Source organism: Halochromatium roseum, from assembly GCF_016653315.1.
Taxonomy (GTDB): domain Bacteria; phylum Pseudomonadota; class Gammaproteobacteria; order Chromatiales; family Chromatiaceae; genus Lamprobacter; species Lamprobacter roseus.
Map to the genome: position 1 here is coordinate 1 of NZ_NHSH01000067.1, position 12,267 is coordinate 12,267.

Consider the following 12,267-nt stretch of genomic DNA (forward strand, 5'->3'; position numbering starts at 1 on the left):
GTGATTCCGGAGGCGGTAGAAGAGCACGTCAAGGCGGTTTTTGATCAACTCAACGAGAAGCACCGCCGCTGGGTTGCGGGTCTGTTGTCAGAAATTGTTGGTTACGGTGGAACGAAGTGGGCGGCGCAGGTCAGCGGTTTGGACCCGAAGACGGTGCGCCAAGGTCGCCTGGACGTTGAAGCGGGGTTGTCGGACTATCCGCGTGATCGCATTCGTCGCGAGGGCGGAGGGCGCCCCCTTTTAAAAAAAGGATCCGCACCTTGAGGCGGACCTGCTTGCGCTGGTTGAGCCCGACACCGGAGGTGATCCCGAAGGTCACGCCCAGTACACCCGCAGCAGCTTACGCACACTCGCCACACGCCTTGGGCGTGGCTGTGCCACCACGGTCGGGCGTTTGCTCAAGCCGCTGGGCTATTCGCTCAAGACCAATGTCAAACGCCTGATCGGCAAAGCGCACCCGCAGCGTGACCAGCAGTATTGGTTTATTCAGCGTCTCAAGGCGCAGTTTCGCCGCCACGATCAGCCAACCATCAGCGTGGACGCCAAGAAGTCCGAGCTGATTGGTCGATTCAAGAATCCTGGCGCTCGCTATTGCCGCCGTGCCGATGTGGTCAACACCTATGATTTCCCCAGCGATGCCCACTGTCGAGCGACTCCCTATGGGGTCTACGATGAACAGGCGAACCAAGCGCTGCTCAACGTCGGCACCCACGCCGCAACAGCGCAGTTTGCTGTGGCCTCGATTCGCCAGTGGTGGGAACAGCTGGGTCGAGCGCGCTATCCCAAGGCCCACCACCTGTTCATCGAAGCCGATGCAGGCGGCTGCAACGGGCATCGGCCACGCCTGTGGAAGCGCGAGCTGCAACACCTCGCCAATGACACCGGCCTGAGTATCACCGTTTGCCACTATCCGACGGGCGCCTCCAAATGCAACCCCATCGAGCACCGTGTCTTCAGCCAAATCAGCCGTAACTGGGCTGGACATCCGCTGTGCTCGCTCGACACCATGCTGGCATTCATCCGTGGGACAACCACCGCCAAGGGGCTCGAGGTCAAGGCCGTCCTCGACACAACGGCGTATGCCAAAGGCATCAAGGTCAGTACACGAGAAATGGCGACACTGAACATCCGGCGACGACGGCTCTGCCCCAACCTGAACTACACAATCAGGCCAAACAAATCGGGAAGTAGTTAATGGACACTTACTTGGCTGCGCGCAGTTGGAACAGTTGCCGGACTTTCTGACCTCAAAGCGGCGACTAACCGCGCGTTACCTGCAGGCCTTCGCCGGTCTTGAGCAGGTCCGGATGATGCAAGAGCCGCCGGGGTGCGAAAGCAACTACTGGCTACAGACGCTGATCCTGGACGAGGCCTTTGCCGATCAGCGCGATGCCATCCTGGCGGCCACCAACGATGCTGGACTGATGACCCGTCCGGCCTGGACGCTGATGCACCAGTTGCCGCCCTATCAGCACTGCCCGCGCGCACCCTTACCGGTGGCGGAATCGCTGGCACGGCGGATCATCAATCTGCCGAGTAGCGCGGGGTTGGTTTCGCTAGATGATCCGAGGAGATGACCGATATGGAACGTGAAGAGATTGAGGAAAACCTCAAGCAAAAGTACCATGATGCAGCACTGCTCCATGAAAACCGCTGTTACGCCAATGCGATCTATCTGTGCGGCTATTGTACTGAACTTGCATTAAAGTATGCTATCACCAAACAGTTGAATTGGAGTGCCTTCCGTACAGCGGGAAGAATGAGCTGCTTGAAGTCGCATGAATTGGATTTCCTCTTGCAGTTGACTGGTCAAGAGGCCGCGATAAAAAGCACGGATGATTGGCAGATTGTCAATAAGTGGAAGGAAACTGATCGATACAACGATCCTCGTCGCGTCTGTGATGTGGATTCGCAAAACATGTGGGAAGCAACGCGCAAAATCGTGAGGCAACTATGCGCCATCTCGCTGTAAAACTCTCAGAAAAACTGTGCCTGCTAGAGCAGCAAAACGGGCCTTTCAAAGTCAAGTGCCTGGTTCGCCGAACGCCGGAGGATACGCAATGGGATTTAATATTGTGGGCCGATTGGTTTGATGTCAACGAAAGGTCCAGAATCACCCATTTGATGGATGCATTAATTCGCCCACTCCAAGGCGATGATCTTCTTTATTTCAATGCCATGATTACCTTTGGCCCCAAGGACAATAGTCGGTTTCTTCAGGAACTTGCAAAAATACAACATCATTATGACACCGGCGCCTATTATCCCGCCGGGCATGATGGGCTTGTTGAAATTCCTTTGCACCTAGCCTCCTCGTCCCTTGTTGTTCCACTCGGGCATCCGCTGATTGCCACAAATGCAGCGTCGGTCGATCGCCTACCCGAAGTCGCTGCGGCAAGATGAGTCGCCTGCTGCTCCTCGGCGGCGGCGGCCACTGCCGCGCCTGCATCGACGTGATCGAAGCCGGGGCCAGCGGCCAGATCAAGCGCCCTGACACCCGCGGGCGACTGTTCAACCTGGTCAAGCACCATGGCGCCAAGCTCCCCGTGATTCAGTCGCCCACCGCCTACGGCTCGCGCCACGCCGATCACTGCCATACCGCCACCGGCGCGCGCGTCAATGGAGGCGTGCGCATCGGCAAGGGCGCCTCATCGGCAGCGGGATCTCATTCGGTGCGCCGGGATGCGGCGATGGGGCCGTTCCCAGCCGGCCAACGTGCGGCTCAGTGAAACACCGCCTCCGGGGTCTCCGCGGTGAGGATGCGATCGGACCACTCCAGCAGGGTCTCGGCATCGGCCTCTTGGATCTGCTGGCGCAGCCGAGCGTCGGCGGGACCGAACTTGCGCTCCATCAGGCGCAGTAGCATCTCGGCTTTGCCCTGCTCAATGCCCTGCTCGCGGCCCTGTTCAATATACCGATCAATAAAGGTCTGCATGATGGGATCTCCTGGTGCGGTTTGTTCCAACAAGCGGCGGGCGTCGTCTTCGTCGACCCGTTGCGTCCCTTGGACATAATATCTCAGCAGCGATTCCAGAATCTGCAGCGCGGTGTCGCGATCGGCGATCTGGTCGATCAAGGCGATCAGTCGCTCCAGGTGCTCGAGCGGCTGGTCGCTGAAGATCCAGCGCATGGCGAGCTGCACCAAGCGGGTTAGCACATCGCCTTTGATCTCCGCGTCGCTACGCGGCGAGAGATCCTGCAGCGCGTAGCGGAATTGTGGCACATAAGGCTTGAGCGCCTCTGGCAGCGGCCGGATCAGGGCGTGGAAATCGCTCGGCATCCGCCAGCGGTGCTTGCCGTGATAGAGCACCAAGGGATAGACCGGCGGCAAGGTCTTGGCCTCGGGATGCTGCTTGCGGTAGGCCTCGCCCTGCAAGGCGATGTCGCGCAGCAGTTGCAGCAAGACCCAATCGTCGGTCTGGCGCTTGTGCTCGAACAGGATGTCGATGTGGCGTGCGAGGGGGGGCGGCCGCTTGTAGCATTGAGGGGGACGTCGCTGATTCTCCGGCTATACTCCTCACTCCCGTCCCGTCCCGCCGCAGCTCCAGCGTCGGTCACTAACGCCCCAGCCAGAGCAATCCCTGATGAGCGCCGCTTTTGATCTCTACACCAAGTTGAAACACACCTCGAGCGATGAGGAGCGCGCTGAGGTGATTGCGCAGGCCTTTGATGCGCTCGAAGCCCGCTTCCCTCAGCTGACGGATCTCGCGACCCAGGGCCATGTCCGCGAAGCCGAGTTGCGCTTGCAGAAGGAAATCAAGGAGGTCGAAGCACGCCTGCAGAAGGAGATCAAGGAGGTTGAGGCGCGACTACAGAAGGACATCAAGGAGGTCGAAGCGCGCCTACAGAAAGACATCAAGGCCCTTGAACTCCAGATCAAAGAGGTCGACGCGCGCTTACAGGAGCGCATTAGCCAGCTCGAAGTGAGCCTGCACCAGGCACTGGCCGCGCAGACCCGTTGGCTCATCGGCGGCCTCGCCATCCTCGGCGTCGTGCTCAAGCTCGCGGATGTGCTGATCGGACCTTGAGGACGCGCACCCCATGAGCAAACGCAGAGGCTCCCGTGGCCAACGGCCACCCTCAGGTAACCCGCGCACCCCAGGCCAGCCCTCAGGTCAGGTGGCGGCGCTCTACCAAACCGCACTGCAGCATCACCGGCGCGGCGAGCGCGGCAGGGCCGCGGAACTCTATCAGCGCATCCTCAAGCGATCGCCACAACATGCCGACGCCCTGCATAGGCTCGGCATTGCCGCGCATCAGGGTGGCGACCAGGACACCGCCCTCTGGCTGATCGAGCGCGCCATCGGCATCCGCCCGAAGGTCGCCACCTAATCATGCCAATCAGGGGCTGGTGCTGCGTGCCTTGGGGCGCCTCGACGACGCGCTCGGTGCCTATCAACGCGCCCTGGCGCTGCAGCCGGCCTATGCCGAGGCGCAGTACAACCTCGGCAACACCCTCTACGCGCTCGGCCGCCGAGAGGACGCCCTGCTCGCCTATGACCGTGCCGTCAAACTCAAGCCAAACGACGCCAACGCGCAGCTCAACCGCGCCAATACGCTGAAGGATCTCGGCCAACTGCAGCAGGCCCTGCAGGGTTATGAGCGCAGCCTACAACTCGCGCCGCAGTCCATCGCCGCGCAGACCAACCGCGCCAATGTGCTGCAGCGCCTCGGCCAGTTTGAGGCCGCCTTGGCCGCCGTCGAGCAGGTGCTGAGGCTGAAGCCCGATCTGGTCCAGGTGCATTGCAACCGTGGCAATCTGCTGCGCGATCTCTGTCGCCTCGATAAGGCACTCGCCGCCTATGAGACGGCACTGAGCCTCGACCCGCGCGCTGTCGATGCGCACAGCATTCGGCTGTTGACCCTGCACTATCGCGACGCCGACAACCAGCCGCGCCAGCAAGCGGCCCTGCGCGCCTTCGCCGCCTGCTTCCAGGCAGCACCGCACCGGCCAACACCTGTGGCTAGCACAGCGACCTCCCCGCTAGGCCACCGCCCGAACCGATGCCTGCAACCCGACACGCACCCAAACTGACCCTGGTCGTCATCGCCCGCAATGAGGCGGCGCTGATCGGCGGCTGCCTGGACAGTGCGCGCGCAAGTGGCCAAGCCGGCGGACTTCATCGGCGTGCTGCCGGTGATCAGCGACTTTGATCTCGCCGGGCAGGTCGAGACCAGTACGGCTTGGATACCCAGGCTGTTGCCTGCAGGGGTGCGCTACCAAGGCCGGGTGCATGAGCAGCCGGTGTCTGAATGGCGGCGTGTGCGGCTGCCGGTCGCGATCCATCACTCGGGCTATCGGCGGGCGGCGCTGGCGCGCAAACAGGGCCGCAACCGCAGGCTGTTTTGTTGGCGCTGCTCAGTGAAACACCGCCTCCGGGGTCTCTGCGGTTAGGATGCGATCGGACCATTCCAGTAGGGTCTCGGCATCGGCCTCTTGGATCTGTTGACGTAGCCGGGCATCGGTGGGACCGAATTTGCGCTCCATCTGGCGCAGTAGCATCTCGGCTCCGCATTGGCGCTTGCCCTGCTCGCGGCCTTGCTCGATATAGCGATCAATAAACGTCTGCATGATGGGGTCTCCCGGTGAGGTCTGTTCCAACAAGCGGCGGGCGTCATCCTCCTCCACCCGTTGTGTCCCTTGGACATAGTATCGCAGCAGCGATTCCAGAATCTGCAGCGCGGTATCACGGTCGGCGATCTGGTCGATCAAGGCGATCAACCGCTCCAGATGCTCCAGCGGCTGGTCGCTGAAGATCCAGCGTAGCGCGAGCTGCACCAAGCGGGTGAGCACATCGCCTTTGATCTCCACATCGCTGCGTGGTGAGAGATCTTGCAGCGCATAGCGGAACTGCGGCACGTAGGGCTTGAGTGCCTCCGGTAGCGGTCGGATCAGGGCGTGGAAATCGCTCGGCATCCGCCAGCGGCTCTGGCCGTGATAGAGCACCAAGGGGTAGACCGGCGGCAAGGTCTTGGCCTCGGGATGCTGCTTGCGGTAGGCATCGCCTTGCAGCGCGATGTAGCGCAGCAGTTGCAGCAAGACCCAGTAGTCGAGATGGCTCTTGTGCTCAAACAGGATGTAGACGTGGAGCGCGAGCGTCGCTGCAGCATCTTCTAGATCAACTGCGGCGGCCGGATCAGCCTGATCGGGCACGGTTGGATCAGCCTCATCGGGCACACGCCATTTCAGCCGATAGACCAGATCAGAATAGGACGCGCGCAATTCCCTGGAGACGTAGCTGTCCTTGCTGATCTCCAGACTGTCGAGATCCACCACCTCAAGCAGCTCAGCCGGCAATTGCTGGCGCAGAAAGTCCTGCGCAATCTCGCGCCGGGTGAAACTCTCGCGGAAGTAGACGTCATGCGGGTTGTTGATCTCGTCCATGGGCAGAACTGTACCCGGATTGGACTGTTGCGGCGAGCACCCTGCCCTTGCAGCGCTTGGGCGAGGCTCAGCTCGTAGAGGCCATAGCCGGTGTCGGCATCGAGCAGGCGCAGGCCGGGCTGGGCCAGTTGGCGACAAAAGGCGTATTCCGGCTCGGGCCAGTCTTCAAGCTCGAGCAGGGTCAGGGTGGCCGGGTTGTCGAGGTCCGCCGGGACGTTGACCTTGAGGCCGCTCTTGAGGTTGAGGGTCCAGTGGGGTTGCACGGTTGGCTCAGGCGTTTGGTTGCGGTGTGGGGTTGGGGTACATGGCGAGCCAGGTCTCGAGGTCGGCGGCGGTGCTGAAGTCAAGTAGCGCTTCGCTGAGGTCTTCGAGCTGTTCGACTGGGAGGGCTTGTACGCGGGCCTGTTCGAGTGGGGTCATTTCACCGATCATACTGAGGATCTCCTCTAAAGTCCGGTCCTGAAAGCGTGCCAGCAGCCAGTACAGGCGTTAGCGCTCTTCCCCAGGCTCGGGCCAATAATCTTCGTCGAGCACCTGGTCCAAGGTGAAGGGAGGCTGGTCTGGAAAGGTCGAAACCGGCAGGCCGGTTTCATCGGCGGCTTCTTGGCGAGCACGCGGGTAACTCGCTGCAAGCGCCTCGGGCAAGCTGGGTTTCAGGCTCGGACTTTCACGGAGCAAGAGTTTGATGTCCGTGCGCTGGGTGATGATGGTCACGGTCCAGCTGCGCGATGGTTTGTCGGGCTGATGGCGCAGCTTGAGCAGGTGCATCATCAGGACCACCAACCGGTTGCGCAATTGCCGTCGTTCACTGCGACTCATCCCCTCGAGTTCCTCCGCCAGTTGCTCGCGGTCCAGGCAATCGAGCCGTCCGGCGCGCAGGTGGTTGACCTGGGTTTGCAGCCATTGCAAGTAGTCGGATTCGTGGTGATGGGTCGCATGCATCATGGCGCGGTATCGCAGGCGGTCTGTTGCGGCGTGGGGTGCATGGCGAGCCAGGTCTCAAGGTCGGCGGCGGCGCTGAAGTCAAGCAGCGCTTCGGTAAGGTCTTCGAGCTGGTCGACCGGGAGGGTTTGTACGCGGGCCTGTTGCGCCTTGGTGGGGCTGCCGAGGCGGCGGCGTAGGAGGCGGAGCGCCACCCGTTCAGCTTCGCGTCGGCGACCTTCTTCGCGACCTTCTTCGCGGCCTTCCGCACGGCCTTCCGCACGGCCTTCCGCCAGCCAAATCGGCTGGTTCTTCGCGACGATCTCCCGATAAGCGCGGGTCTGTTTCGAGTGGGGTCATTTCGCCGAGCAGCAGGTCGATCTGTTTGTCGGTGTGCATCAAGAGGACAACGGGTCGAGAACCTGCTCGAGCGGCAGCTGCGGCCGCTTAGGAAACGCACTCAGCGGCTGTTGCGAGCGCGCGGCGGCGATGTCCCGGGCGTCGGTGTAGCAGGCTTCATAGATGTCGTTGAGGTAGACCCTTAAGCTCGGGCTGTCGTCGAGTTCATCACGAATCTGTTGGCGAAAGCTGGCCACCTCGGCTCGCCAGTGGTTGCCGCTGCGGGGGGCTTCCTCCACCCAGTACTCGAGCTTGAGGAGATGGGCGAGCAGTTGCCGCAGCAGGTTTTTCAGCTTGCGCTTCTCTCGGCGACTCAAATCGTCGATCTCCTCGAGCAGGTGCGTCAGGTCAACGCTCGCAAAGTCACGGCGCGCGAGTTTGCCGCGTGTCGCTTGCAGCCAGAGATAGTAATCGGCATCGTAGGCGGCGGCGGTGTCGTCGGTTTCGCGCAGTGGACGGTGCATGGTCGGGATGGGGAGCGGTTGATGGTCACGGGGGCGCGGCATCAGGCGGACCGGATCAGCCGCCTCTGCTCGCGCAGCCAGGCGGCGCGGGTGGCGTTGCAGGCAAAAAGTATAGCTGGTTTTTCCAGCGCTGCTTGTGCGCAGGGTTCGGTTTCACTGTCAGCGTTGGCGTTGGCGTCAGCACTGGTGTTGCCGTTGGCAGCCGTCTGTGTGTGCCGCTCGGGGCTTGCGTTGCTGTGGCCGTTGGCGTCGGCGGTCTCCGGCAGCGCGACCCAGGCGTTCTAGGCGGGGATGAGGCGATACAGTCCGAGTGTCAAGTCCCGGCAGATACCGCATCGCGGTGATGACGAGACCCACCCCGGTCGCGATGAAGCCGAGTATCCAGAGAAAGTGCGTCTCCTGACGCTTGAGCATCTCATCGAAGCGTTTGTCGACCTGCTCGAAGCGCTTGTCGACCTGCGCAAACCGCGCCAGCATGTCCTGGCGCAGTTCAAGCACCACCCAACCGACCTGATCAAGCCCACCACCGCGCTAGAAGCCAATGCCACACCGCTCAGCACAAACGCCCGCGCCGCCCAAGCCCCCAGGCTGCCGACTCGCACTGGTTGTCATCGCCCGCAACGAGGCGGCGACGCTTCGCGATTGCTTGGAGAGCGCGCGGGGCTTGGTCGACACCATCATTCTGCTCGATACCGGCTCGACCGATGAGACAGTGGCGATCGCTCAGGCCTGTGGCGCGCAGGTGCATCCGTTTACCTGGTGCGATGATTTCGCCGCGGCGCGCAATGCAGCCTTGGCGCACTCGCCCGCGGTCTGGAATCTGATCCTCGATGCCGATGAGCGCTTGGCGCCGGACGCGGCGGGGACGCGAGCCTTGGCGGAGGCCACGCGCGGGCCGGCAACCGCGATCGGCCTGCTGCCGGTGATCAGTGCCTTTGATCTGGATGGCCAGGTGGCGCACAGCACCTCCTGGCTGCCGCGCCTGTTGCCGGCCGCGGTGCGCTATCAGGGCCGTGTCCATGAACAGCCAGTCTCCACGCTACCACGGGTACGCGTGCCGATGCCGATCCAACACAGCGGCTATCGCCGCGCGGCGCTAGCGCGCAAACGCGGTCGCAATCGCCAGTTGCTGCTGGCGATGCTCGACGAGCGTCCGGAGGATGCCTACCTGCACTATCAGCTCGGCAAGGATTGCGAGGTCTATCAGGCCTTCGATGAGGCCGCCGAGCACTATCAGCGCGCCTTACCGATGGTCGCGCCACGGCAAGGCTATCGGCATGACTTGGTGATACGGCTGCTCTATGTGCTCAAGCGCGCGGGCCAGTTGGAGACGGCGATCCAGCTGGCGAACCAGGAGATGCCGCACTGGCAACAGTCACCGGATTTCTTCTTTGTGCTCGGTGATCTATTGCTCGACTGGGCGATGGCGCATCCGGCGCAGGCCGAGCAGGAGTTCCTACCACTGGTGGAATCCGCTTGGTCGACCTGCCTGGCGCTGGGTGAACAGCCGCAGCTCGAGGGCAGCGTGCAAGGGCGTGGTAGCTTTCTGGCCGCGCATAACCTGGCGGTGCTTCATGAGCAGTTGGGGCGCGTGGAACAGGCGCGGGAGTATCAGCAGCTGGCGCGTCAATTGCGCGAGGGCCAACGGAAGGCCTGATCTCCGTACCAGGCGTTGATGCTCCAGCACAGGGAGCTAGAGATGCCGTCCCATCGTCCGCGTCTGCGCACCCTTGTTTAAGTCCAGCGGACAGTGTCAACCTCCCCCCCTCCAAATGCTCATCAAACTCAGCCGTGTCTGATCCAAACCACCATGACGGCCAATGTCCAGTCAGTCTTCTCGACGGCCTTGACCTGCGCCTTCCCGTTCGCGCAGTCTCTGATCTCCAAGGTATTTTGGTACAGTCGTAACAATGGCATCAGCCCAAACCTGACCTGAAGACATCATCTTATCGAGCCCCGTTACCTGAAGAACATGCTATCAAATTCATTGCAGATGCTAGGGTTTACTACAGAATAACTCACTGATCTTATCATTATGGATATGAGAGTTCAATCTGTTAATCGTAGATACAGAGAAAGTAGATGAAACGTAAAATCCTGATTGTTGGTGCGGGTCAGCTTGGATCGCGATATCTCCAGGGCATAGCTGCTGTTAAAAATCCATTGTCTATCACAGTAGTGGAGCCGTGCGTTAACGCGCAAGCAATTGCTCGTGCGCGTTGGAAAGAGGTTGGAGGGGCGAAATCAGAGCATCAACTCACATGGACGCACAGCTTGCTGAATCATTTAGACTCAGTCGATATAGCGATTATCGCCACTCCCGCACGCGACCGAGCGGCTTTAGTGAAGGAAATTTCGCGCCAGGTCAAAGTCCGCTATTGGGTGCTTGAAAAGATATTAGTGCAAAAACCCAATGAGCTAGAAGTATTGTCGCACGCCGTCTCCGCTTCGAGTAGCTGCTGGGTCAATACACCCCGACGTTTAATGCCTTGGTATCAGCGTTTGAAGGCAGAATTCAAAAAATGCACACCAATCAGCGTTATTCAAGACGGTGGGCTATGGGGGTTAGCCTGTAACAGCATTCACTTCATCGACTTATTAGCCTGGTGGACTGAAGAAAGCTTAGCAAAAATTGAAACTGACCGGCTCGATTCAACATGGTTCGAGAGCAAACGCCCGGGATATTATGAAATTACTGGAGAATTGATTGCTCATTACTCTGGAGGCTCGACGCTACATCTCAGGTCACGGCCAGAACAGGCTGACTTCAAAATGCAGATTTGCTGTTCAACGGGTGCCTCTTGGGTCATTGATCAGACAGCGGGAACTGCGATTGGACCCAGTGGTCAGCGTATAGATGGGCAGATGCTATTACAGAGCGGCATGACGGCGCCTTTGATCTCGTCAATCTTAGCGCATGGCACCTGCGGCTTGCCGACACTGCAAGAGTCCGAACAGATGCATGGTATGCTTCTCCAAGCGCTGCTGGCGCACTGGCAGCGGTACCAAAACCCCAACGACCAACGTGTACCGATCACATGACGAAGATGACTGTTTGGCTTATTGGCGCCGGACCGATGGCGCAAGAATACGCACATGTACTGATTGCGCTAGACCATCCATTTCAGGTGATCGGGCGAGGTGAAGCTTCTGCAGCAGCGTTTCAGCAAGCAACCAAGGTATCTGTGTGTACAAGTGGATTGGAACAGGCGCTATCGCAGAAAGAGGCCCCTGAGCAAGCGATTGTCGCGGTGGGTGTCGAACAACTCACCACCGTCGCAAGTGCTTTGATCCACGCGGGAACGCGACGCATCTTATTGGAAAAGCCAGGAGGAATAGATCTCAACGATATCGTTCAGCTGAATAATTTAGCCGAGGAATACAACGCAGAAGTGCTCATTGCTTACAATAGGCGCTTTTATGCATCGGTGCTGAAGGCACGCGAGTACATTGAGCAAGATGGTGGTCTGCTCAGCACACAATTTGAATTTACTGAGTGGGCACATCGGATCGCCCCCCTCGCCAAAGCGCCTGGGGTGAAAGAACGTTGGTTTTTAGCGAATTCTACGCATGTCATCGATCTCGCTTTTTATTTATCGGGTCAACCGAGGGACTGGCAGGCCTGGCACGCCGGAACCCTCGACTGGCACCCGGCTGCAGCACGCTTTTGCGGGGCAGGCGTGACTGAGCGTGGCGTACTCTTCGCTTATTTAGCCGACTGGCAATCAGCAGGGCGCTGGGGGCTTGAACTGCTGACACAAAAACGACGACTGATACTGAGACCAATGGAGCAACTGCAAGCAACACGACTAGGTAGCGTAAAGGTCGAAACGATAGCACTTGACGATGTTTTCGATCAAAAATTCAAGCCTGGCCTTTATCGCCAGGTACAAACATTTCTAAAGAAAGAAAACACGGATTTTTGCACACTTTCAGACCAAGTCAAAAATGTCGCTTTATACTGTGAGATGGCGGGTTATTTCGCAGGCGCTGGCGATCGATGATCAAATCCGCTCTCGCAGTAATCTACTAAATGCTTCTGCCGCCTCAAACCCCACTTGTGCCCCTCGTACACGGGTCGCCGCCCAAAACCGCTCT

Annotated in this window: 19 protein-coding genes and 2 pseudogenes; 14 read left to right on the plus strand and 7 right to left on the minus strand. The window is 60.0% G+C overall.

Annotation, left to right across the window (positions count from 1 at the left end; translation table 11 throughout):
• The 6 genes and pseudogenes from CCR96_RS18440 to CCR96_RS18465 form a co-directional block, all read left to right on the plus strand.
• On the plus strand, nt 1-264 hold a 264-nt coding region (locus CCR96_RS18440), incomplete at its 5' end, for a transposase (protein WP_201222067.1).
• A gap of 16 nt (nt 265-280) precedes the next feature.
• Nucleotides 281-1,195 carry an ISAzo13 family transposase gene (locus tag CCR96_RS18445; RefSeq protein ID WP_242519202.1) on the plus strand — a complete coding sequence of 305 codons (915 nt, stop codon included), beginning with the start codon at nt 281-283 and terminating at the stop codon, nt 1,193-1,195.
• Between the two features lie 22 nt (nt 1,196-1,217).
• Nucleotides 1,218-1,577 (plus strand): annotated as a pseudogene (locus CCR96_RS18450) (DegT/DnrJ/EryC1/StrS family aminotransferase); the annotation flags it as partial.
• A gap of 5 nt (nt 1,578-1,582) precedes the next feature.
• Nucleotides 1,583-1,972 (plus strand): hypothetical protein, encoded by a 390-nt coding sequence (locus CCR96_RS18455; RefSeq protein WP_201222069.1) that lies wholly within the window; start codon nt 1,583-1,585, stop codon nt 1,970-1,972.
• Nucleotides 1,954-2,403, plus strand: a complete 450-nt coding sequence (locus CCR96_RS18460; RefSeq protein WP_201222071.1) for a hypothetical protein — start codon at nt 1,954-1,956, stop codon at nt 2,401-2,403. The genes CCR96_RS18455 and CCR96_RS18460 overlap by 19 nt, the downstream gene beginning before the upstream one ends.
• Nucleotides 2,400-2,729 carry an LbetaH domain-containing protein gene (locus CCR96_RS18465; RefSeq protein WP_201222073.1) on the plus strand — a complete coding sequence of 110 codons (330 nt, stop codon included), beginning with the start codon at nt 2,400-2,402 and terminating at the stop codon, nt 2,727-2,729. Before CCR96_RS18460 ends, CCR96_RS18465 begins: the two co-directional genes overlap by 4 nt.
• Here CCR96_RS18465 and CCR96_RS18470 read toward each other — a convergent pair.
• A complete protein-coding gene (locus tag CCR96_RS18470) occupies nt 2,723-3,448 on the minus strand; it encodes an Rpn family recombination-promoting nuclease/putative transposase (RefSeq protein WP_201222145.1) in 726 nt (241 codons plus the stop codon). The genes CCR96_RS18465 and CCR96_RS18470 overlap by 7 nt on opposite strands.
• A 136-nt stretch (nt 3,449-3,584) precedes the next feature.
• Here CCR96_RS18470 and CCR96_RS18475 point away from each other — a divergent pair, with 136 nt between their 5' ends.
• The 4 genes and pseudogenes from CCR96_RS18475 to CCR96_RS18490 all read left to right on the plus strand — a co-directional run bounded on the left by CCR96_RS18475 (nt 3,585) and on the right by CCR96_RS18490 (nt 5,395).
• On the plus strand, nt 3,585-4,028 hold the full coding sequence (locus CCR96_RS18475; RefSeq protein ID WP_201222075.1) for a coiled-coil domain-containing protein: 444 nt from the start codon (nt 3,585-3,587) through the stop codon (nt 4,026-4,028).
• Nucleotides 4,029-4,041: 13 nt separating this feature from the next.
• On the plus strand, nt 4,042-4,332 hold the full coding sequence (locus CCR96_RS18480) for a tetratricopeptide repeat protein (RefSeq protein WP_201222077.1): 291 nt from the start codon (nt 4,042-4,044) through the stop codon (nt 4,330-4,332).
• A gap of 13 nt (nt 4,333-4,345) precedes the next feature.
• A pseudogene (locus tag CCR96_RS18485) lies at nt 4,346-5,035 on the plus strand (tetratricopeptide repeat protein); the annotation flags it as partial.
• A gap of 54 nt (nt 5,036-5,089) precedes the next feature.
• Complete coding sequence (locus CCR96_RS18490) at nt 5,090-5,395, plus strand: beta/alpha barrel domain-containing protein (RefSeq protein ID WP_201222081.1); 306 nt, start codon at nt 5,090-5,092, stop codon at nt 5,393-5,395.
• On the opposite strand, the gene CCR96_RS18495 is transcribed toward CCR96_RS18490, so the two are convergent.
• From CCR96_RS18495 to CCR96_RS18520, 6 genes are all read right to left on the minus strand, one after another.
• Nucleotides 5,360-6,385: an Rpn family recombination-promoting nuclease/putative transposase gene (locus CCR96_RS18495; RefSeq protein ID WP_201222083.1), complete on the minus strand. Its 1,026-nt coding sequence runs from the start codon at nt 6,383-6,385 to the stop codon at nt 5,360-5,362. The genes CCR96_RS18490 and CCR96_RS18495 overlap by 36 nt on opposite strands.
• 270 nt (nt 6,386-6,655) lie before the next feature.
• Nucleotides 6,656-6,817, minus strand: coding sequence for a DUF4351 domain-containing protein (locus CCR96_RS18500; protein WP_201222085.1), 162 nt, complete (start codon nt 6,815-6,817; stop codon nt 6,656-6,658).
• A gap of 57 nt (nt 6,818-6,874) precedes the next feature.
• The gene (locus tag CCR96_RS18505) at nt 6,875-7,330 is read right to left on the minus strand and encodes a DUF29 domain-containing protein (RefSeq protein ID WP_201222087.1); all 456 of its coding nucleotides are present in this window, start codon (nt 7,328-7,330) and stop codon (nt 6,875-6,877) included.
• Nucleotides 7,327-7,629: a DUF4351 domain-containing protein gene (locus tag CCR96_RS18510; protein ID WP_338035913.1), complete on the minus strand. Its 303-nt coding sequence runs from the start codon at nt 7,627-7,629 to the stop codon at nt 7,327-7,329. The genes CCR96_RS18505 and CCR96_RS18510 overlap by 4 nt, the downstream gene beginning before the upstream one ends.
• A gap of 75 nt (nt 7,630-7,704) precedes the next feature.
• On the minus strand, nt 7,705-8,211 hold the full coding sequence (locus CCR96_RS18515) for a DUF29 domain-containing protein (protein WP_201222091.1): 507 nt from the start codon (nt 8,209-8,211) through the stop codon (nt 7,705-7,707).
• Nucleotides 8,212-8,346: 135 nt separating this feature from the next.
• Complete coding sequence (locus tag CCR96_RS18520; RefSeq protein WP_201222155.1) at nt 8,347-8,667, minus strand: hypothetical protein; 321 nt, start codon at nt 8,665-8,667, stop codon at nt 8,347-8,349.
• Nucleotides 8,668-8,710: 43 nt separating this feature from the next.
• Here CCR96_RS18520 and CCR96_RS18525 point away from each other — a divergent pair, with 43 nt between their 5' ends.
• The 4 genes from CCR96_RS18525 (at nt 8,711) to CCR96_RS18535 (ending at nt 12,173) form a co-directional block, all read left to right on the plus strand.
• On the plus strand, nt 8,711-9,826 hold the full coding sequence (locus tag CCR96_RS18525) for a tetratricopeptide repeat-containing glycosyltransferase (protein WP_201222093.1): 1,116 nt from the start codon (nt 8,711-8,713) through the stop codon (nt 9,824-9,826).
• A gap of 153 nt (nt 9,827-9,979) precedes the next feature.
• The gene (locus CCR96_RS25150) at nt 9,980-10,105 is read left to right on the plus strand and encodes a hypothetical protein (protein ID WP_274601151.1); all 126 of its coding nucleotides are present in this window, start codon (nt 9,980-9,982) and stop codon (nt 10,103-10,105) included.
• Nucleotides 10,106-10,251: 146 nt separating this feature from the next.
• Nucleotides 10,252-11,211 carry a Gfo/Idh/MocA family oxidoreductase gene (locus tag CCR96_RS18530; RefSeq protein ID WP_201222095.1) on the plus strand — a complete coding sequence of 320 codons (960 nt, stop codon included), beginning with the start codon at nt 10,252-10,254 and terminating at the stop codon, nt 11,209-11,211.
• Nucleotides 11,208-12,173, plus strand: a complete 966-nt coding sequence (locus CCR96_RS18535; RefSeq protein ID WP_201222097.1) for a Gfo/Idh/MocA family oxidoreductase — start codon at nt 11,208-11,210, stop codon at nt 12,171-12,173. The genes CCR96_RS18530 and CCR96_RS18535 overlap by 4 nt, the downstream gene beginning before the upstream one ends.
• The last annotated feature ends 94 nt before the right edge of the window (nt 12,174-12,267 follow it).